Origin of the sequence: Hydrogenophaga sp. IBVHS1 (assembly GCF_002127265.1) — a bacterium.
Lineage (GTDB): Bacteria > Pseudomonadota > Gammaproteobacteria > Burkholderiales > Burkholderiaceae_C > Hydrogenophaga.
This window is the reverse complement of the sequence record NZ_NFUU01000001.1, coordinates 1,084,607-1,104,169: the sequence shown is the minus strand read 5'-3', so window position 1 is coordinate 1,104,169 and position 19,563 is coordinate 1,084,607. Positions and strand designations below refer to the sequence as shown.

19 protein-coding genes are annotated in these 19,563 nt (G+C 65.0%); 15 read left to right on the top strand and 4 right to left on the bottom strand.

Annotated elements, in window-relative coordinates; translation table 11 throughout:
• Positions 1 to 106 precede the first annotated feature (106 nt).
• From CAP37_RS05335 to CAP37_RS05310, 6 genes are all read left to right on the top strand, one after another.
• Complete coding sequence (locus CAP37_RS05335; protein WP_086123223.1) at positions 107 to 1,990, top strand: TRAP transporter large permease subunit; 1,884 nt, start codon at positions 107 to 109, stop codon at positions 1,988 to 1,990.
• 11 nt (positions 1,991 to 2,001) lie between these two features.
• Positions 2,002 to 2,994 carry a thiamine pyrophosphate-dependent dehydrogenase E1 component subunit alpha gene (locus CAP37_RS05330; protein WP_086124827.1) on the top strand — a complete coding sequence of 331 codons (993 nt, stop codon included), beginning with the start codon at positions 2,002 to 2,004 and terminating at the stop codon, positions 2,992 to 2,994.
• The gene (locus CAP37_RS05325; protein ID WP_086123222.1) at positions 2,985 to 4,001 is read left to right on the top strand and encodes an alpha-ketoacid dehydrogenase subunit beta; all 1,017 of its coding nucleotides are present in this window, start codon (positions 2,985 to 2,987) and stop codon (positions 3,999 to 4,001) included. Before CAP37_RS05330 ends, CAP37_RS05325 begins: the two co-directional genes overlap by 10 nt.
• Positions 4,002 to 4,014: 13 nt before the next feature.
• Entirely contained in the window at positions 4,015 to 5,031 is a 1,017-nt protein-coding gene (ilvC, locus tag CAP37_RS05320; RefSeq protein ID WP_086123221.1) for a ketol-acid reductoisomerase, read from the top strand.
• A 5-nt stretch (positions 5,032 to 5,036) separates the two neighbouring features.
• Positions 5,037 to 5,831, top strand: coding sequence for an SDR family NAD(P)-dependent oxidoreductase (locus tag CAP37_RS05315; RefSeq protein WP_179190146.1), 795 nt, complete (start codon positions 5,037 to 5,039; stop codon positions 5,829 to 5,831).
• Positions 5,832 to 5,947: 116 nt separating this feature from the next.
• Positions 5,948 to 6,310 (top strand): hypothetical protein, encoded by a 363-nt coding sequence (locus CAP37_RS05310; protein ID WP_086123220.1) that lies wholly within the window; start codon positions 5,948 to 5,950, stop codon positions 6,308 to 6,310.
• A gap of 1 nt (position 6,311) precedes the next feature.
• Here the strand turns inward: CAP37_RS05310 and CAP37_RS05305 are convergent, their stop codons facing one another.
• Positions 6,312 to 7,022: a GntR family transcriptional regulator gene (locus CAP37_RS05305; RefSeq protein WP_086123219.1), complete on the bottom strand. Its 711-nt coding sequence runs from the start codon at positions 7,020 to 7,022 to the stop codon at positions 6,312 to 6,314.
• A 341-nt stretch (positions 7,023 to 7,363) separates the two neighbouring features.
• Between CAP37_RS05305 and hydA the strand changes: the two genes are divergently transcribed.
• From hydA to CAP37_RS05270, 7 genes are read left to right on the top strand one after another with little or no spacing between them, the layout of a single operon-like run.
• Entirely contained in the window at positions 7,364 to 8,785 is a 1,422-nt protein-coding gene (hydA, locus tag CAP37_RS05300) for a dihydropyrimidinase (protein WP_086124825.1), read from the top strand.
• A complete protein-coding gene (locus CAP37_RS05295; protein WP_086123218.1) occupies positions 8,782 to 10,218 on the top strand; it encodes an amidase in 1,437 nt (478 codons plus the stop codon). Before hydA ends, CAP37_RS05295 begins: the two co-directional genes overlap by 4 nt.
• 38 nt (positions 10,219 to 10,256) lie before the next feature.
• Positions 10,257 to 11,258, top strand: coding sequence for a TRAP transporter substrate-binding protein (locus tag CAP37_RS05290; protein ID WP_086123217.1), 1,002 nt, complete (start codon positions 10,257 to 10,259; stop codon positions 11,256 to 11,258).
• A 28-nt stretch (positions 11,259 to 11,286) separates the two neighbouring features.
• A complete protein-coding gene (locus CAP37_RS05285) occupies positions 11,287 to 11,814 on the top strand; it encodes a TRAP transporter small permease (protein WP_086123216.1) in 528 nt (175 codons plus the stop codon).
• Between the two features lie 34 nt (positions 11,815 to 11,848).
• The gene (locus CAP37_RS05280) at positions 11,849 to 13,144 is read left to right on the top strand and encodes a TRAP transporter large permease (protein ID WP_086123215.1); all 1,296 of its coding nucleotides are present in this window, start codon (positions 11,849 to 11,851) and stop codon (positions 13,142 to 13,144) included.
• A gap of 4 nt (positions 13,145 to 13,148) precedes the next feature.
• Positions 13,149 to 13,910, top strand: coding sequence for an aspartate/glutamate racemase family protein (locus CAP37_RS05275; RefSeq protein WP_086123214.1), 762 nt, complete (start codon positions 13,149 to 13,151; stop codon positions 13,908 to 13,910).
• Positions 13,907 to 14,752, top strand: coding sequence for a fumarylacetoacetate hydrolase family protein (locus tag CAP37_RS05270; protein WP_086123213.1), 846 nt, complete (start codon positions 13,907 to 13,909; stop codon positions 14,750 to 14,752). The genes CAP37_RS05275 and CAP37_RS05270 overlap by 4 nt, the downstream gene beginning before the upstream one ends.
• A gap of 21 nt (positions 14,753 to 14,773) precedes the next feature.
• On the opposite strand, the gene CAP37_RS21665 is transcribed toward CAP37_RS05270, so the two are convergent.
• Positions 14,774 to 15,478: a hypothetical protein gene (locus CAP37_RS21665; RefSeq protein WP_086123212.1), complete on the bottom strand. Its 705-nt coding sequence runs from the start codon at positions 15,476 to 15,478 to the stop codon at positions 14,774 to 14,776.
• 63 nt (positions 15,479 to 15,541) lie between these two features.
• A complete protein-coding gene (locus tag CAP37_RS05260; protein ID WP_086123211.1) occupies positions 15,542 to 16,483 on the bottom strand; it encodes a LysR substrate-binding domain-containing protein in 942 nt (313 codons plus the stop codon).
• A gap of 113 nt (positions 16,484 to 16,596) precedes the next feature.
• Here CAP37_RS05260 and CAP37_RS05255 point away from each other — a divergent pair, with 113 nt between their 5' ends.
• Both CAP37_RS05255 and CAP37_RS05250 read left to right on the top strand, forming a co-directional pair.
• Positions 16,597 to 17,685 carry a tartrate dehydrogenase gene (locus tag CAP37_RS05255; RefSeq protein WP_086123210.1) on the top strand — a complete coding sequence of 363 codons (1,089 nt, stop codon included), beginning with the start codon at positions 16,597 to 16,599 and terminating at the stop codon, positions 17,683 to 17,685.
• A gap of 38 nt (positions 17,686 to 17,723) precedes the next feature.
• Positions 17,724 to 18,710, top strand: a complete 987-nt coding sequence (locus CAP37_RS05250) for a tripartite tricarboxylate transporter substrate binding protein (RefSeq protein WP_086123209.1) — start codon at positions 17,724 to 17,726, stop codon at positions 18,708 to 18,710.
• On the opposite strand, the gene CAP37_RS05245 is transcribed toward CAP37_RS05250, so the two are convergent.
• On the bottom strand, positions 18,697 to 19,551 hold the full coding sequence (locus CAP37_RS05245; protein ID WP_086123208.1) for a DMT family transporter: 855 nt from the start codon (positions 19,549 to 19,551) through the stop codon (positions 18,697 to 18,699). The genes CAP37_RS05250 and CAP37_RS05245 overlap by 14 nt on opposite strands.
• Positions 19,552 to 19,563 lie beyond the last annotated feature (12 nt).

Below are 19,563 nucleotides of genomic sequence, written 5' to 3'. Positions count from 1 at the left end.
CTGGCGGACCGGCGGAGCCGGATCCGCGGTGCCTCTCGATCTGACCCGGCGTGCGTTGCGGGTCTCTTTTTTTTCCGGTGCGGGTCTTGATTCCCTCTGATTCTGTATGACTCAATCTTCTGCCGGGTTGCCGGTTGCCGACGTCGGCGATGTGCTTGAGGGCGCCGTGTCTCATGAGGCGCGGAACAGTCCGTGGTGGATGCGGCCCATCGAGGCACTTTCGGCCGTCCTGATGCTGAACATCACGGTGCTGCTTCTGGTGGGCGTGATCTCGCGTTATGTGTTCGGCAAACCCATCATCTGGTCCGACGAGGTCGTGTCGATCTCGTTCATCTGGCTCACCATGCTGGGCGCGGCCATTGCCGTGTACCGCAACGAACATTTGCGGCTGAGCATGTTCGTGGAAATGTTGCCGCCGAGACCGCGCGCGTTCGTGCACGCCTTCGCGCTGGTCGCCATCGCAGCCCTGCTTCTCTCATTGATCGGCCCGGCCATCGAATACGCCAAAGACGAGTGGTTCATCCACACGCCGGCGCTCGATCTGCCCAACAGCTTTCGGGTGAGCTCCATCGCCTTTGGCTTCGTCGCCATGCTGGCCATGATCCTGATCTACGCCGGGCGCACCGTGAAGAAGGCGGACCTGGCACTGGCGGTGGTGGTGGTTGCGGCCATCGCCGCGGCCTGCTGGGCGCTGTCGCCGCAGTTGATGAAGCTGGGCACCACCAACATCGCCATCTTCCTCATCGGTTTCGTTGCGGTGTGTCTGGTGGCGGGCGTGCCCATTGCGTTCTGCTTCGGCATCGGCGCCGTGTGTTACCTCGCTTTCTCCACGCATGTTCCCGTTACGGTGGTCATCGGTCGCATGGACGAAGGCATGTCGAGTCTGGTGCTGGTCTCGGTGCCCATCTTCGTGCTGCTCGGCTGCGTGCTCGATGTCACCGGCATGGGCAAGGCCATTGTCGATTTCCTGGCCTCACTGCTGGGTCACATCAAGGCCGGCATGTCGTACGTGTTGCTGGGCTCGCTGTTCATCGTCTCGGGCATCTCCGGCTCCAAGGTGTCCGACATGGCCACGGTGGCACCCGCTCTGTTCCCCGAGATGAAACGCCGCGGCCACAAGCCGCGCGACATGGTGGCCCTGCTCGCCACCGGCGCCGCCATGGCCGACACGGTGCCGCCCAGCATTGTGCTGATCGTGCTCGGTGCCGTGGCCGGGGTCTCCATTGCCGGCCTGTTTCAGGCGGGTTTCGTGGTCGCCATGGTGCTGCTCAGCGTGCTGCTGATCATGGCGCGCTGGAAGGCGCGCAACGAGGACATGCACGGCGCGAAGCGCGCACCCATGCGCATGGTGGGTCGCTTCCTGCTGGTGGCTGCGCCCGCGCTGGTGCTGCCTTTCATCATCCGCAGCGCGGTGGGGGAAGGCGTGGCCACCGCCACCGAGGTGTCCACCGTGGCCGTGGTGTACGCCCTCTTCGTGGGCCATGTGCTTTACGGCGGCATCGGCCTGCGCAAGTTCTACAACATGCTGGTGGACACCGCGGCTCTCTCGGGCGCCGTGTTGCTGGTGCTGGGCGCCGCCTCCGCCATGGCCTGGTCCATCACGCAGAGTGGTGTGGTGCAGCAGCTCTCGGTGTTCATGACCACGCTGCCCGGCGGCTGGATCGGCTTCATGGCCGTGACCATCGTCATCTTCGTCATTCTGGGCTGCCTGCTCGAAGGCTTGCCGGCCGTGCTGCTGCTGGCGCCCATCATGTTTCCCATCGCCAAGAAGCTCGGCATCAACGACATCCACTACTCCATGGTGATCGTCTGCGCGATGAACATTGGCCTGATGATGCCGCCCATTGGCGTGGGCTTCTACATCGCCTGCCGCATTGGCGGGGCCAAGCCCGACGACGTGATCGGCGCGATCTGGCCCTACCTCGTGGCCCTGCTGATCGGCGTGGTGATCATCGCGGCGGTGCCGTGGATCTCCACCGTGGCCCTGTGAGCACCCTCAACATGATCGACCTCTACCGAACCATGGCGCGCATCCGCGCCTTTGAACTCGCGGCCGAAGTGGCCAGCCAGGGCGGCGTGCAGGTGCTCGGCGCCAAAATGGACGACCGCGCCAAGGTGCGCGGGCCGCTGCACCTCTCCATCGGCCAGGAAGCGGTGGCCGTGGGCGTGTGTGCCCACCTGACCCACAGCGACCTGCTGACCAGCACGCACCGGGGCCACGGCCACACCCTGGCCAAAGGTGGCGACATGCGCCGCATGATGGCCGAGCTGTTCGGCCGCGCCGATGGCAACAACGGTGGCAAAGGCGGCTCCATGCACATCGCCGATTTCTCGGTGGGCATGCTGGGCGCCAACGGTGTGGTCACCGCCGGCCTGCCCATTGCATGTGGTGCGGCACAAGCGCTCAAGCTGCAGGGCAAGCCCCACATCGTGGTGTGTTTCTTTGGCGATGGCGCCACCAACCGGGGGCCCTTTCTGGAGGCGCTGAACTGGGCCGCCGTTTACCGCCTTCCCGTGCTGTTCGTGTGCGAGGACAACCGTTACTCCGCCACCACCGCCACGTCCGGCCTCACCGCTGGTCCGGGGGTGGTCGCGCGCGGGGAGTCGCTCGGTGTGCCGGGCGAGTCGGTCGACGGCAACGACATCGAGGCCATGTTCGAGGCCGCTGGCCGGCTGGTGGCTCGGGTGCGTTCTGGCGAGGGGCCGCACCTGTTGCACGCCCTCACCTGGCGCGTGCGCGGCCATGTGTCGGTGGATCAGCAGGCCTATCGCGATCCGGCGGACCTGCGCGGCGCGGTGGAGGCCGATCCACTCAGTCAGGCTCGGGAACGCGCACTGGCGCTGGGTGCCACAGCCGCCGAACTCGACGCGGTGGACGCCGCCGTGCAGGCCGAGATCGAAGACGCGGTGGCGTTCGCCAACGCCTCGCCCACGCCAGACCCGGAGCACGCCTTCACCGACATCCAGACCACCGGAGCCGGCACATGGCACTGAACCGCATGACCTATGCCGAGGCCGCCGTGCGCGCCGTCTCCAACGCCATGCAGCGCGACCCGAGCGTGGTGGTGCTGGGTGAAGACGTGGGGCGCGGCGGCATCTTCGGGCAATACAAAGGCCTGCAAGCCAGCTTCGGCCCTGAGCGCGTGGTGGACACGCCGATCTCGGAGGCCACCATCGTGGGTGCCGGCGTGGGCATGGCGCTGGTGGGCATGCGCCCGGTGGTGGAGCTGCGCGTGGTCGACTTTGCGATGTGCGCGATGGACGAGATCGTCAACCAGGCCGCCAAGAACCGCTATATGTTCGGCGGCCAGGGCCGCGTGCCGCTGGTGATGCGCATGCCCATCGGCATGTGGTCCAACTCGGCCGCGCAACATTCGCAAAGCCTCGAAGCCTGGTTCGCCCACCTGCCCGGCGTGGTGGTGATGTGCCCGGCCACGCCGCAGGACAACTATTCCATGCTCACCCAGGCCTTGCAGGGCGAGGACCCGGTGATCTACATGGAGAACAAGGAACTCTGGACGCGGGAAGGCGAGGTGGATGAATCCATCGTCTGTGTGCCGGGCCGGGCCCATGTGCTGCGTCGGGGAACAGACCTCACGCTGGTGAGCTGGTCGGCCGCCGTGCACACGGTGTCGGCGGCCGCCGAACAGCTTGCCGAGCAAGGCGTGCAGGCCAGCGTGATCGACCTTGGCACGCTCTGGCCGTGGGACCGCGACGCCGTGCTCGACGATTGCGCCCGAACCGGCCGCCTGCTGGTGGTGCACGACGCCGTGCAGGCCGGCGGCTTCGGCGCCGAGATCGCGGCCACCGCCGCAGAGGCCACCGGTTGCCGCGTGGCGCGTCTGGGCGCACCGCGCATACCCGTGGGCTACGCCACCCGCCTGGAAAGCGTGGCGCGCATTTCATCCGCCGCCGTGGTGCAGGCGGCGTTCAACCTCTTGTCCACCCATCCCACCGTCCGGACCGAACCCGGCGAAGAAGTCCCCTCCCATTCCATCTGAAGGCAACGACACCATGAAAGTTTTCTACGACAAAGACTGCGACCTCTCCCTGATCAAGGGCAAGACGGTTGCCATCATTGGCTACGGCAGCCAGGGCCACGCCCACGCGCAGAACCTCAACGACAGTGGCGTGAAGGTTGTGGTTGGCTTGCGCAAGGGCGGTGCTTCCTGGGACAAGGTCGGCAAGGCCGGCCTGAACGTGCTCGAAGTCAACGATGCCGTGAAGTCCGCCGACGTCGTCATGATCCTGCTGCCCGACGAACAGATCGCCGAGGTCTACAAGAACAACGTCGAACCCCACATCAAGCAGGGCGGCTCGCTGGCCTTCGCCCACGGCTTCAACGTGCACTACAACCAGGTGATCCCGCGCGCCGATCTGGACGTGTGGATGGTGGCCCCCAAGGCCCCGGGCCACACCGTGCGCAACACCTACACCCAGGGTGGCGGCGTGCCCCACCTGGTGGCGGTGCACCAGGACAAGAGCGGCAAGGCGCGCGATCTGGCGCTGAGCTACGCCATGGCCAACGGTGGCGGCAAGGCCGGCATCATCGAGACCAACTTCAAGGAAGAGACCGAGACCGACCTGTTCGGCGAGCAGGCCGTGCTGTGTGGCGGCGCGGTTGAACTCATCAAGATGGGCTACGAGACGCTGGTGGAAGCGGGTTACGCGCCCGAGATGGCGTATTTCGAGTGCCTGCACGAGCTGAAGCTGATCGTGGACCTGATCTACGAAGGCGGCATTGCCAACATGAACTACTCGATCTCGAACAACGCGGAGTACGGCGAGTACGTGACCGGGCCGGAGGTGATCAACGAGGAGTCGCGCGCGGCCATGCGCAACGCCTTGAAGCGCATCCAGAACGGCGAGTACGCCAAGATGTTCATCGCCGAGGGGCGCACCAACTACCCGAGCATGACGGCACGGCGGCGCAACACGGCCGAGCACAGCATCGAGGTGGTGGGTGCGCAGCTGCGCGCCATGATGCCTTGGATCGCCAAGAACAAACTGGTCGACCAGACGCGGAACTGACCGCCATGGCACCCGCTGCATCGGAACGCGTGGCCGTCATCACCGGCGCAGCGCGCGGCATTGGCCTGGCCAGCGCGCGCTGGTTTCTGGCGCGCGGCTGGCGCGTGGTGGTGCTCGACAAGGACGCCCCCACGCTTGTTGCCGCGGCGGCCGAGCTGGAGCGCGAGTCACCCCACCGCTCGATGGCGCAGCACTGCGACGTGTCTGACCCCGCGCAGGTGAACGCCCTGGTGGCGAAGGTGGAAGCCGCCTGGGGCCGCATCGACGCACTGGTGAACAACGCCGGCGTGGCGGTGTTCAAGCCGCTCGTGGCCACCAGCTTCGAGGAATGGCGCTACGTGATGGCCACCAACCTCGACGGCGCCTTCCTGTGCAGCCAGGCCTGCGTGCCGCTCTTGCGCCGCCAGGGCGGTGCCATCGTCAACATTGCGTCCATCTCGGGCCTGCGCGCGAGCACCTTGCGCGTGGCCTACGGCACCAGCAAGGCCGCGCTCATCCACTTTACCAAGCAGCAGGCGGTGGAGCTGGCCGGGCTGGGTATTCGCTGCAATGTGATCGCCCCAGGCCCGGTGGAAACCGCCATGGCCAAACAGGTGCACACGGCCGAGATTCGCGCCGACTACCACGCCGCCATTCCTCTGGCGCGCTACGGCTCCGAGGAAGAAATTGCCGCCGGCATCGGCTTCCTGTGCTCGCCCGAGGCGTCTTACGTGACGGGACAGGTGCTCGCAGTGGACGGCGGCTTCGACGCCGCAGGCGTGGGCCTGCCCACCCTGCGGCGCGATTTCAGCGATCTCTGAGGGGGAGATTCGGCACTTGCTGCGACGCAGCCGCTTGGCTAGACTGCACCAGCATTCGCATTCCACCCCACGGGAGCAGCGTGCAAGCATCGATCCCATCCCAACACCACCGACCGTTGCCATGGGTCGACCAGTGCCTGGAGCTCACCGAGCGCGGTGAGCTCGACGAGGCACTTCAAGCCGGTCGCCAGGCGCTCGAAGAAGGCCTGCGCAACAACACGCTCTGGCTGATGCTGGATGTATTTGCCTACCTCGCCGGAAAACGCGGCCGCCTCGGCGACGCCGCCCTGGCCTTCGGTTGCGCAGACGCCGAGTTCACCCACCGCGCCGCCATGCGCCGGCCCGCCGAACAGCGCGCTCACGATGTCACGCTGGCCGCCCTGCGCGAGGCCATGCCGGCCTACTTTGTGTCGGCGCTGCTGACCGAAGGCGCAGCGCTATCGGTGGAAGAAGCCGCGCGGCTGGCGCTCGACGCCTGATTCAAGTCCGGAACACGGCTTCCAGGTCCACTTCCATTGTGGCCGTGTGCAGCGTGAGGCTTTTCTCGATGTGATCGAGGTGCTCGAGCATGAGCTTTTCAGCGCGCGCCGCGTCGCGCTTGGCAATGGCTTCAATGATGCTGGAGTGCTCGTCAGCGCGGCAGCTGTTGGCGGTGGGCGCGTCGTAGAGGAAGATGATCAGACAGGTAAGCGTGGAGAGTTCGCGCAGGCTGCGAGCAAGTGCGGTGTTCCCGGCCAAGGTGGCGAGCAGCTGATGGAACTCGCCTGAGAGGCGCACCACGGCACGTTTGTCGTCGCGCCGCCGCGCGTCCATCTCCAGCTCCTGGTGTTGCCGCAGCCGGGCCACCTTGTCCGGAGTGAGTGTGTTGATGAGACGGCGAATCACTGCGGGCTCGATCAGCCGGCGCGCTTCGAAAACATCCATCGCCTGCTCCGGCGTGGGCCGGGCCACGAAGGCGCCACGCTGCGGGTACAGATCCACGATCTGCTCATGGGCCATTCGCGCCAGCACTTCGCGAATGCGCGCCCTGCTCACATTGAAGATGCTCGCCAGCCGGTCTTCGCCGAGCTTGGTGCCCGGATGAAGGCGGTGCTCGAGGATGGCAACGTAGATCCGCTCGTAGATTTCGTCGTTGCTCCGCTCCTGCTCCAGCTGGGCTTGCGGCAAGGTGGAGCGCGGTTGACGTGGCATGTGGGTGACGGGATGGAGGGCCTGAAGGGCGGGCCCGGACTCGCGCGATTGTATAGAGCGGGACCCGGAATGTTGGCAACCAGTGTCGGCGAAGGTCGGTGCTGTCATGGGCACGACCGTATCGCTTTGGGCACATTGTCAACATTAGAGTAAACACCAATGTCGACATGTACCAGAAGGCATAGCATCGATTCATGCCAAGTGTCGACATACCTGTCGACACTTGGCATGAATCTGGCTTGAGAATGGCCACTTCGGAATCTCCATACATATGAGCGCTGTAGACATCACTGTTAACACCAAATCCGTGCATGCGAACCATGCTGGTGCGGAGCTGCCCCATGACTGAGCCCTTCGACCTCGTTGTCCGCAACGGCCGTGTGGCAACGGCCAGCGACGTGTTTCATTCCGACATTGGGGTACGGGCCGGTCGAATCGTGGCACTGGGTCTTGACCTGCCCGCTGGTGCCCGCGAGCTCGATGCCCGGGGGCGGGTGGTGACACCAGGCGGCGTGGATGCCCACTGCCACCTCGACCAGCCGATGGCGCCGCCCGTGCGAATGGCGGATGACTTCGACACCGGAACGCGTGCTGCTGCCTGTGGCGGCACCACCACCGTCATCCCGTTTGCAGCTCAGGAAAAAGGCCACTCGCTGCGTGCTGCGGTTGACGACTACCACCGACGGGCCGCCGGCAAGGCCCATGTGGACTATGCGTTCCACTTGATCGTGAGCGACCCCACGCCCACGGTGCTGGAGCAGGAGCTGCCAGCCCTGATCGCCGAGGGCTACACCTCCTTCAAGGTCTACATGACCTACGACGATCTCAAGCTGGACGATGGGCAGATTCTGGACGTGCTGTCCGTGGCTCGACAGCACGGGGCCATGGCGATGATCCACGCCGAAAATGCCGACGCCATCGAGTGGCTCACACGCCGGCTGGAGGCCGCGGGCCGCACGGCCCCGCGCTTTCATGCCCACGCCCGCCCCATGCTGGTGGAACGCGAAGCCACTCACCGCGCCATTTCGCTGGCCGAGCTCGTAGACGTGCCGATCCTGATCGTGCATGTGTCCGGCAAAGAGGCGGTCGAGCAGATTCGATGGGCGCGTTCGCACGGACTGCGGGTGTACGCAGAGACCTGCCCGCAGTACCTGTTCCTGACCGCAGAAGACCTGGGTCTGGACGACAGCTACAAGGGCGCTCGCTGCGTGTGCAGTCCGCCGCCCCGCGACGCGTCGAATCAGCGCGTGATCTGGGACGGCCTCAATGACGGCCTCTTCACCATCTTCAGCTCCGATCACGCGCCCTTCCGGTACGAAGGAGACGACGGCAAGAAGCCGGCCGGCGAAGAGGTGCCCTTCCGGCACATTCCCAATGGAATTCCCGGCATCGAGACCCGGCTGGCCCTGCTCTACTCCGAGGGCGTGATGGGCGGCCGAATCACGCTGGAAAAGTTCGTCGAACTCGTGTCTGCCAACCCGGCCAAGGCCTACGGACTGCACCCGCGCAAAGGCACCATCGCCATCGGCGCCGATGCGGACCTCGTCATCTGGGACGAAGGCGAGCGCGTGCTGCGAAACGCGAATCTGCACCACAACGTCGACTACACCCCGTACGAAGGTCGCGTGCTCAAAGCCTGGCCTGGCATCACACTGGTGGGCGGCGAGGTGGTGTGGGACGGCAACTTCCACGCGCGGGCAGGAAGGGGTCGCTTTCTGGCGTGCGGCAAGCCCACGCTCGGCCCGGCAGGAGTGCGCACATGAACCTGATCAATGCCACCGCCCTTGAAACGGCCTCAATGGTGCGTTCGCGCCAGGTCAGCGCCCGTGAAGTATCGCAAGCCATGCTGGCGCACCTGGAGCGTTGCAACCCGGTGCTCAATGCGCTGATCCATGTCGACCCAGAGCGTGTTCTTGCCGAGGCCGATGCCGTCGATCGGAGCGTCGGCAACGGCTCCACCTCCATGGGCTCGCTCAGCGGGGCCACGTTCTCCACCAAAGACAACCTCTGGGTACAGGGTCGCCCTGCCAGTCAGGGCTCACGCCTGTTTGCAGACTTTGTTGCGCCTGCGAGCGCATTGGCCGTGGAGCGACTGCAAGCTGCAGGGGGGGTGGCACTGGCTGGCAGCAATTGCTCGGAATTTGCCTGCAAGGGCAACACGACGAACCAGCTTCACGGGGCCACGCGTAACCCCTGGAACACCACGCTCACGCCAGGAGGGTCATCTGGCGGTGCCGCCGCTGCGGTGGCCGCCGGCATTGGGCACCTGGCGCTTTGCACCGATGGGGGGGGCTCCACCCGCCGGCCTGCGGCGCACACGGGAGTCGTGGGTTTCAAACCGAGCGCGGGCGCTATCGCCCACCCGGTCGGGTTTGCCGAGCCCGTGTTCGGCAACAGCGTGGTGGGCTTGATGGCGCGCACGGTGGAAGATGTCGCCGCCCTGTTCGACGCCGTGGCCGGCGCCGACCCGCGCGACCCGATGTGCATGGTGGGTGCCCTTCATTCGCCCACCGCCGGCAGGCTGCAGAATTCTCTGAAAGGCCGGCGGGTCGCCTTCAGCCCACGCCTTGGACTCGACGTGGTGGTCGATCCCGATGTGGCTGCAGCCACTGCCCAGGCCGCAGCCTGGCTTCGCAGTGCGGGAGCGGATGTGGTCCAGGTCGATCCGCAGTGGCCGCAAGGCACGAGCGAAGACGCGCTCATGCCGCTGCAATTCAGCGGTCTGGCCGCCATCCACGGCGAAGCCTTCCGTCGAAACCCCGCGATGTTCGATCCCGACATTGGCGCGCAGATCGAACGCGGGCTGAGCCTGCGCGGCGCCGATGTGGCCAGCGCCCTGCTGCACCGCGAGGCGCTGTACCGCAGCCTCGCAGAATTCTTCGGCCGCTTCGATCTGCTGCTCACGCCCACCACACCTTGCGTGGCCTGGCCGCTGCAGGACCTGGGTCCTCGCACCATCGCGGGCCAGGACGTCTCGCCACGCGCCCACGCCGCTTTCACGCCGGTGTTCAACCACGTGTACGCACCCGCCTGCTCCGTGCCGGTCGCCCTCGACCGCGAGGGCCTGCCCATCGGCGTCCAGCTGGTCGCACCCCGGTGGCACGACGCCGCTGTGCTCCAGGCCGCCTGGCAGCTGCAGACCGCTGCACCCGCACGTTTTCGTCAACCTGTTCCGTTCCCACCCGCTCTGGCGTGAGCCAGTCATCCACCGCTGCACCCGAAGGAGAAATTCCCATGTCACAACTGACTCGAATGCTCGCCGTTGCCGGCCTGTCCACACTGCTGGCCCTGCCAGCCATGGCGGCCAAGATCAAGATTGCCACCAACGTGGCCGACACTTCCAACTGGGTCGTGGGCGCCAAACGATTCAAGGAGATCGTGGAACGCGAAAGCGGCGGTCGCCACCAGGTGGAGATCCATGCCAACGGCGTGCTCTCCGGCCGCAACGACCGCGTGGAGCTTGAAATGGCGCAAGCGGGTGCGGTGGAAATCATCATGAAGACCACGCCCTGGCTCGCCCAGCTGCATCCCGATTTCATGGTGATGTCCGTGCCCTGGGTGTTCCCTGATTCGAAAACCGCCATGGCGGTGATGGACGGCGCAATTGGCGAGCGCCTGAACAAACACTTGCAGTCGCGCAACCTGCACGCGCTGGGCTGGGGTTCAGGCAGTTTCTTCCAGCTCTACACGAACAAGGGCCCAATGAAAGCGCCGGACGATCTGAAGGGCGTCAAGATCCGAACACCGGGCCTCAACCTGTACCTCGACTCGTGGAAAGCCATTGGTGCGAACCCGGTGGCCATGAACTTTGCCGAAGTGTTCTCCGCCCTGCAGGCAGGCGCCATCGACGGCGGCATCTCGCCCATTCCGCTTATCTATTCGTCGCGCTTCTACGAGGTGAGCAAGAACATCTCGGTGGTGAACTTCTCGTTCGAGGCGGTGGGCTTCATCGCCAGCAACACGTTCTGGTCCAAGCTGTCCGAGGCCGACAAGACCCTTGTGCGCAAGGCCGCGACCGAAGCCATGGCCCACCAGCGCAAGGTGGCCGACGACGAAGAGGCCGACCTCGTGAAGAAGATGCAGGCCGCCGGCGTGAACGTGTACACACCGACCACTACCGAGCTCAACGCTTTCAAAGCCAAGCTGGAACCCGTCATGCCGGGCTTTCGCAAGCAGATTGGCGAAGACCTCATGAAGCTTGTCGAATCGGAAGTCGCACGAGTCCGCAAGCCCTGATCCCCAACGTCACCCTGGAGTTCTCGCCATGAGCAGCACCCCCACAACAGAAAAGTCCACCGGCCCACTGGCACGCGCCGGGCACTGGCTGGATCGCGCCGAGTTCTGGTTCATTGCACTGGCGTGTGCCGGCATCGTCGTGCTGGTTTTCGCGGGGGTGCTCTCGCGGTTCGTGTTCTCGCAGCCAATGGCGTGGTCCGAGGAGTTGGCCCGGTACCTGTTCCTGTGGGCTGCGCTGGTGGGTGCGGCCGCAGGCTGCCGCAACAACCAGCACGGCGGCATTCCATTGCTGGTGCACAAGTTCTCGCCGGGCGGCCAGCGCTTTGTGGAGGTCCTGGTCACGGTGCTGGTCATCACCGTGCTGATGGTTCTGGCGTGGCAGAGCATGGAGTCCACCCAACAGGCACTGGAGAGCGGGCAGACCAGCCTGGCGTCGGGTATTCCTGTGTGGGTGATCAACGGTATTGCCCTGGTGGCTTACGTGCTTGCCATCCTGCGCACCGCGCAAGGATTCAAGGCAGGGGCCTACCACCCCCGGAACGCCCAGGCCGAATGAACGCAGACGACCGCAAAGAACTAGGACACTCGAAATGGAACTCCTGAGCAACCCGGCCGTCATTGGCTTCTTCGTTTTCTTCGGCCTTCTGGCGCTCAATGCGCCAGTCTTCGTGGCACTGGGCGGCGCTACGCTGTTCACCATGGTCGTGCTGGAAGCTGCACCGCTAAGCATGATGCCGTTTGTGGTGTCGAGCTCGCTCGACTCGTTCACGCTGCTGGCCACGCCGCTCTTCATCATTGCGGGCAACCTGATGACGCGCACCGGCGTGGCAGCACGCCTTGTTAGCCTGACCGAAATCATCTTCGGGCGCATGCCCGGTGGTCTGGCGCTCACCACCCTGGTCACCGGCTGTGTGCTCGGCTCCATGAGTGGCTCCAACATCGCCACGGTGGCCGCTCTGAGCTTCCTCATTGGGGCCATGGCGAACTCCGGCTACCCACGGCCATTTGCGGTCGCGGTGGTCGCGGCGGGCTGCACCTTCGGCGTGGTGATTCCGCCTTCGATCAGCTTCATCATCTATGGCGTGATCACGGAAACATCCATTCCCAAGCTCTTCGCCTCGGGCGTGATACCCGGCCTGCTCATGCTCCTGCTGCTGGGCGGCTACACCGTCACAGTGTCCATCGTGAAAGGCTATCGACCGGCCGATGTCCAGCGCTCCTGGCCGATCTTCTTCAAGGCCCTGCGCGAGGCCTTCTGGGGCCTCATGGCACCGGTGATCATCCTGGGCGGCATTTACTCGGGCGTATTCACCGCCACAGAGGCCGCTGCCGTGGCGGTGGTCTACATCATCATCGTGGACCGCCTCGTCTACAGGCAGATCCGCTGGGAGGACATGCCCGAAGTGTTCTTTCAGTCGGGCAAAACCATCGGTGTCATCGGCATGATGATCGCCATGTCGGCGGTGTTTGCATGGGTGCTGCAGACGCAGGGCGTCGCCCAGTTGCTTGACCAGATGCTGCACGCCGTGAGCGGTGGCAGCAGGGTCGTGATCTTGCTGGTCATGCAGTTCATCATCTTTCTCTCCGGCATGTTCCTCGAACCCATCGCGGCCATGTACTTGCTGGTACCGCTGTTCAAGCCCACCCTACTGGCGATCGACATGGACCTGATCCAGTTCGGCGCCGCCATGACGGTGAACCTCTCGCTGGCACACCTCACACCCCCGGTGGGAGTGGGACTTTTCCTGGCTGCGCAGATGGGCAATGTATCTTTCGCCAAAGCAGCGAAATGGGCCATACCCTTTGTGCTGTGCGAGATTGTGGTGGTGCTGCTGACCACCTTTATTCCGGCAATCGCCATGACGCTTCCCAACCTGCTGAAATGACACGATGAAACGCATCCTGCTCATCAACCCGAACATCTCGCAGAGTGTTTCTGACCTGATCCGGGTCGAGGCTGAGCGCAGCGCTTCACCCGACACGCAGATCGAGGTGCTGACCGCGCCGTTCGGTGTGGCGTACATCGAAACCCGCTTCGAGGCCATGATCGGCGCATTTGCCACCGCCGAACTGGTCGCGCAACACCACGAACGCTTTGATGCGGTGGTGGTGGCGGCCTTCGGCGACCCAGGCTTGCCAGCACTGCGCGAAGTGCTGGACTGCCCGGTCACCGGCCTCACCGAAGCGGCACTGGCCAGCGCGTGCCTGCTCGGCAACCGCTTCTCCATCGTTGCCATCTCGCAGCGCATTCGCGCGTGGTACCGGGAAACCGTTCATGCCTACGGACTTGAAGGCCGGCTCGCCAGCATCCGCGGGCTCGATGAACCGCTGCAGGACATCGGTAACGTGCAGGGCAACCAGGGGGAACGACTGGTTGCCCTGGCCGAGCGATGCGTGGCAGAAGATGGGGCCGACGTCATTGTGCTCGCGGGTGCGCCACTGGCCGGACTGGCGCGCTCACTGAAGGGACGCCTGCCCGTTCCCTCGGTCGATGGCGTCTCCAGTGCGGTCCGCCATGCCGAGTCGCTGGTGGCCCTGCGGCCCGGCCTTGCACGCAGCGGCAGCTTTGCGCCGCCGCCGATCAAGCCGCACCAGGGACTGAGCACCGCCATGGCGCGTTTGCTGGAACGCAAGTCGGGAGGTGAAGCATGAAACTTCTGCGACATGGACCCGCGGGGCACGAGCGGCCAGGCCTCCTCGACAGCGATGGCCACATTCGTGACCTGTCGTCGGTACTTGACGACATCTCTCCCGCCACTCTTTCCCCCGAAGGGTTGAAGTCATTGCGAGTGCTCGATGCCTCGAAGCTGCCCATTGTTCACGGCAACCCGCGCCTCGGCGCGCCGTGGACAGGCATCGGCACCTACGTGGGCATAGGACTGAACTACCACGACCACGCAGCCGAAGCAGGTCTGCCCATTCCCGCCGAACCGATTCTGTTCGCCAAATGGGTCAGCTGCATCTGCGGGCCCAACGACGACACCCTGCTGCCCAACGGGTCCACCAAAACGGACTGGGAAGTGGAGCTGGCCGTGGTGATCGGCAAAGAGGCGCGCGATGTTTCCGAACACGAGGCCCTGGACCACGTGGCGGGTTACTGCCTGGCCAACGACGTGTCTGAACGCAGCTTCCAGATTGAGCGCAGCGGCGGCCAGTGGAGCAAAGGCAAAGGCTTCGATACGTTCGGCCCCATCGGTCCCTGGCTCGTCACTGCCGAAGAAGTGGGAGACCCGCAGCAGATCGATCTCTGGCTCGACGTGAATGGCCAGCGCATGCAGACCGGCAACACCCGCGACATGATCTTCAGCTGCGCGCAACTGGTGAGTTACTGCAGCAGGGTGATGACGCTGCGCCCCGGCGACCTCATCACCACGGGCACGCCAAGCGGCGTCGGCATGGGCATGAAGCCGCCGAGGTACCTGAACTCAGGCGATGTGGTGGAACTGGGCAGCAACGTGCTGGGCCGGCAGAGGCAGAGGGTGAAAAGCCGTTGATGCGAGCGTCGCTCGCCTGATTCAGGGCGTGTCGGTTGTTTGCGCGCTGCCAGCCACCGCAGCGCCGCCGCCGGCACCCACGCCCATGCCTACGCCCATGCCGGCACCACCACCGGCGCCACCGCCTCCCCCGCGGCCACCACCCCGTGCTTCCGCACCGCCGCCGCGCCGCGCGCCCCCACCCGCCGCGTTCACGCGCAGCGGCCCCTGGTTGGGTACCGCCATGTCTGCGGGCACCGGCGTCAAGTCCAGCGCCTGGCGAATAAAGTTGCGCAGCGACACCACCAGCGCAGCCACCTCCACATTGCGACCCGCCACCATTTCGTTCGCGGCGTTCGCGGCCAGGCGCACCTGTTCTTCGGTACCCAGCAGGATGATGTCGGACAGCGCCGCCTCCACGGCATCCCGAATGCGACGGCGGCGCTCGGAAGCACTCGCCATCGCATCGATCTCACTCTCTTCGTCGGTATCGGCATCGCGCCGCAGATCGCGAAGGTGCGCCGGATCGACCGTGAGCACCCCGGTAAAAGAACCACCCAGCGTCTTGTAGGCCGCGATCAACACCTTCAACCGTTCGTTGATCTGCCGGTTCTCGCGCTCACGCTTGCGCTGGAAGGTCTGCATGAACACCAGGCGGATGCCGACGAAAACCAGCGACACCAGCACCAGGCCAAATAGCGTGGTGAAGATCGCGTACCAGGAGCTGAAATCGAGCATGCCGCGCATGGGTGAGGTCCTGTGAAAGAGGCAAGGACGGCCAGTATGGCACCGGGCTTTCGGCAGAGGGCGCTAAGCCGAAGGCCGGCCCCGCCCTGTCGCCATCTGCTGCGAAAACGACACGGTGAGGAAATCCACGAACGCCCGCACCCTCGCAGCAAGCTGGTGCCGCTGCGGGTAAACAGCGTGGATGGAAGCATCGGGCGTGAAGTACTGCGGCAACACCTGCACCAGGCGGCCGTTGCGCAGGTGGCGTTCAATGTCCCACTCGGCTCGCATCAGAATTCCATGACCATCCAGCGCCCAGTTCACGGCGATCTCGCCGTCGTTGGTGGACAGGTTGCCTCGCGTTTTCACAGCTTCGGTCTTCACCAGTTTGCCCCTTCCACTGGAGAGTCGCCACACGCCATAGGCCTCTTCGCCCTGGCGAATGCCGATGCAGTTGTGGCGCGCCAGGTCGTTCGGAACCTTGGGCATGCCATGCTTCGCGAGGTAGGCAGGCGCCGCACAAAGAAGGCGCCGGTTGGGCGCAAGGTGGCGCGCGATCACGCGCGAGTCGGGTGGCGCACCGAACCGGACGCACACATCGAACGTGTCCTCCGTCAGCGGCGGCGGATTCACCGACAGTTGCAACTGCACTTCCACCTGCGGGTGCTTGCGCGCAAACCGCGAGATGAGCGGCGCCACATGGCTCCGCCCAAAGCCCAGCGTGGCATTCACCCGAAGCAGGCCGGTGGGCGTGGAGCGTGAGACACCCAGCAATGCCTGCATGTCGTCGATCTCACCCAGGATGCGGCGTGCGTGCAACAGATAGACCTCTCCCTCAGGGGTGAGGCTCATGCGCCGTGTGGTGCGGTTGACCAGTGCCACACCCACCCGCAACTCCATCAACGCCAGATGCTTGCTGACTGCCGGGGTGGTAATGCCCAGCTCACGCGCGGCCGCACTCAGGCTGCCCGCGCTGGCCAGCACAGAGAAGAACCCCAGATCCGAAGGCTGGATGGCTTGATTCATGGCGGTCCCACTGTTGAATTCAGGTTAACGATGGATTCACTTTATCGGCGTTTCAAAAACATGTCGACTCCCTACAGTCACGCCATCGTTCATCCCCGCTCAAGACCACCACCATGAAAACTTACGCCATCGCAACCATCCCGGGAGACGGCATCGGCAAGGAAGTGGTTCCTGCCGGCCAACAAGTGCTGGAAGCGCTTGCCAGTGCCAGCCATCAGTTCCGTTTTCAGTTTGAAGACTTTGACTGGGGCGGCGGCTACTACCGCCAGCACGGCGTGATGATGCCGGCCGATGGCCTGAACGCGCTGCGAGAGAAAGACGCCATCTTGTTCGGCTCTGCGGGAGACCCGGACATCGCCGACCACATCACGCTGTGGGGCCTGCGCCTGAAGATCTGCCAGGGCTTCGATCAATACGCCAACGTGCGACCCACGCGCATCTTGCCCGGCATCGACGCGCCGCTGAAACGCTGCAAGTCGGAAGACCTGAACTGGGTGATCGTGCGCGAGAACTCCGAGGGCGAATACGCCGGCGTGGGTGGGCGCGTGCACCAGGGCCACCCGATCGAAGCCGCGACGGACGTCACCATGATGACCCGCGTGGGCGTGGAGCGGATCATGCGTTTTGCGTTCAAGCTGGCCCAATCCCGCCCCCGCAAGCAGCTCACGGTAATCACCAAGAGCAATGCGCAGCGCCACGCCATGGTGATGTGGGACGAGATCGCGGTGGAAATTGCCAGGGAGTTTCCCGACGTCACCTGGGACAAGGAACTCGTGGACGCCGCCACGGCCCGCATGGTCAACCGCCCGGCCACGCTGGACACCATCGTCGCCACCAACCTGCATGCCGACATCCTGAGCGACCTGGCCGCCGCGCTCGCGGGCAGCCTGGGCATTGCCCCCACCGGCAACATTGACCCCGAGCACCGCTACCCGTCGATGTTCGAGCCCATCCATGGTTCAGCGTTCGACATCATGGGCAAGGGCCTGGCCAACCCAGTGGGCACCTTCTGGAGCTGCGTGATGCTGCTCGAGCACCTGGGCGAGTTTGAAGCTGCGCAACGCCTGATGAACGCCATAGAACAGGTCACCGCCAACCCCGCCCTGCACACCCGCGACCTGGGCGGCACCGCCACCACCGTCGACGTGACGCAGGCGGTGTGCGAACTGCTGGCCAACCGCCAGCAACGCAGGGCCGCCTGAGCCGCCGATTCAAAGACCAACAACCACTGGAGACCTGCATGAAGACCACCCGTTCCATTCCCCGCCGCCTCTTCGTTCAAGGTGTGGCCCTGGCGACCACCCTCACGGTAACCGGTGCCATGGCACAAGCCTGGCCCGCCCGGCCCGTCACCCTGATCGTGCCCTTTCCGGCCGGTGGTACCACCGACGTGCTGGCCCGCGCACTGGGCGAGCGGCTTCAGCAAAGCCTGGGGCAACCCGTGGTCATTGAAAGCAAGCCCGGTGCCGGGGCCACCATTGGTGCGGACTTCGTCGCCAAGGCCAGGCCCGACGGCTACACCCTGCTTGTGGGCGCCGTGCACCACACCATAGCCACCAGCGTCTACAAGAAGCTGCCCTACGACTTTCAGAAGGACCTCACGCCCATCACCACCATCGCCATGGTGCCCAATGTGCTGGTGGTCAATGCCAGCACGCCCGCGAAGAACCTGAGCGAACTCGTTGCCCTGCTCAAGTCGGACCCCGCCAAGGCCAACTACGGTTCCAACGGCAATGGCACGGCGCAGCACCTGATCGGCACCCAGTTTCAGAACAGCACGGGCGCGAAGATGGCGCACATCGCCTACAAAGGCAGCGGCCCTCTCGCCACCGACCTTCTTGGCGGGCAAATCCTCTTGTCTTTCGACACCATCACACCCGTGTTGCCCCACATCAAAGCCGGCAAGCTGCGCCCCCTGGCGGTGACCACCGCCACCCGTTCTCCAGCCCTGCCCGACGTGCCCACGCTCGCCGAGGCCGGTCTCAAGGATTTCAACATCGGCACCTGGTTCGGGGTACTGGCGCCAGCCGCCACGCCCAAGGACATCGTTGCCCGTCTCAACGCCGAGATGGTGAAGATCATCAAGTCACCCGAGTTCCGGGCGCGCATGGCCGACATCGGTGCAGACCCGATTGGCGACAGTCCGGATCAGATGGCGCAGACCATCAAGAACGAGACTGAGAAATTCGGCAGACTGGTGAAGGAAGCCAACGTCACGCTGGACTGAACCGGATCAACACGATCCCCGCAAACACCACCGCCGCCGACAACAGCCGGCGAGCGCTAAGCCCTTCCTTCAACACGAAGGCGGAGATGAGTGCCACGAAGAGCACGCTTGTCTCCCGCAGTGCGGACACCGCGCCCATCGGGGCGCGGGCCAGTGCCCACACCACGATCCAGTAGGCGCCCATCTGCATGGTGCCTGCCAGGGCGCACAGCATCCAGGTCTTGCGGTCCACTTTAAAGACCTGGGTGCCCTTCCACCGAAGCACTACCAGGGCGGTGGCAATGCCGTCGAGCAAGGTGACGAGCACCGCAAAGCCCACGGCCGAGGCCGCCGCCCTGGCGCCCATTGCGTCCACCACGGTGTAAGCCGCAATGAGCAGGCCGGTGAGCAACGCGTAGCCAACGGGCCTGCGGCTCGCGCCGGGCGGATGGGCGCGGCCCCACCAGCCCAGTGCCAGCACACCGCCACTCAGCACCACCACGCCCAGCAGGGCGCCATTGCCTGGCCATTCCCCCGCGAGCACCACACCACCAATCACCACCAGCAGCGGCGCGGAACCCCGGGCGATGGGATACACCTGACCGAGATCGCCGTGGCGGTAGGCAATGGGCAGCACGAGGTGGTAGACGGTGTGGATGGCCACGGAGAGGGCGAGCCAGCCCCAGCTCTCTGGCGCCGGCATCGCCACCCAGGGCAGCGCGCACAACGAGATGCCGCTGCCGATCAACGTGGTGATGGCCATCACGCTGATGCGGTCACCGCCGATCTTGATGGCGCTGTTCCAGCCGGCATTGAGCAGTGCCGCCAGCAAGACAATGAAGAAGACGTCGTTGGAGATCATGATGGAAAGCCC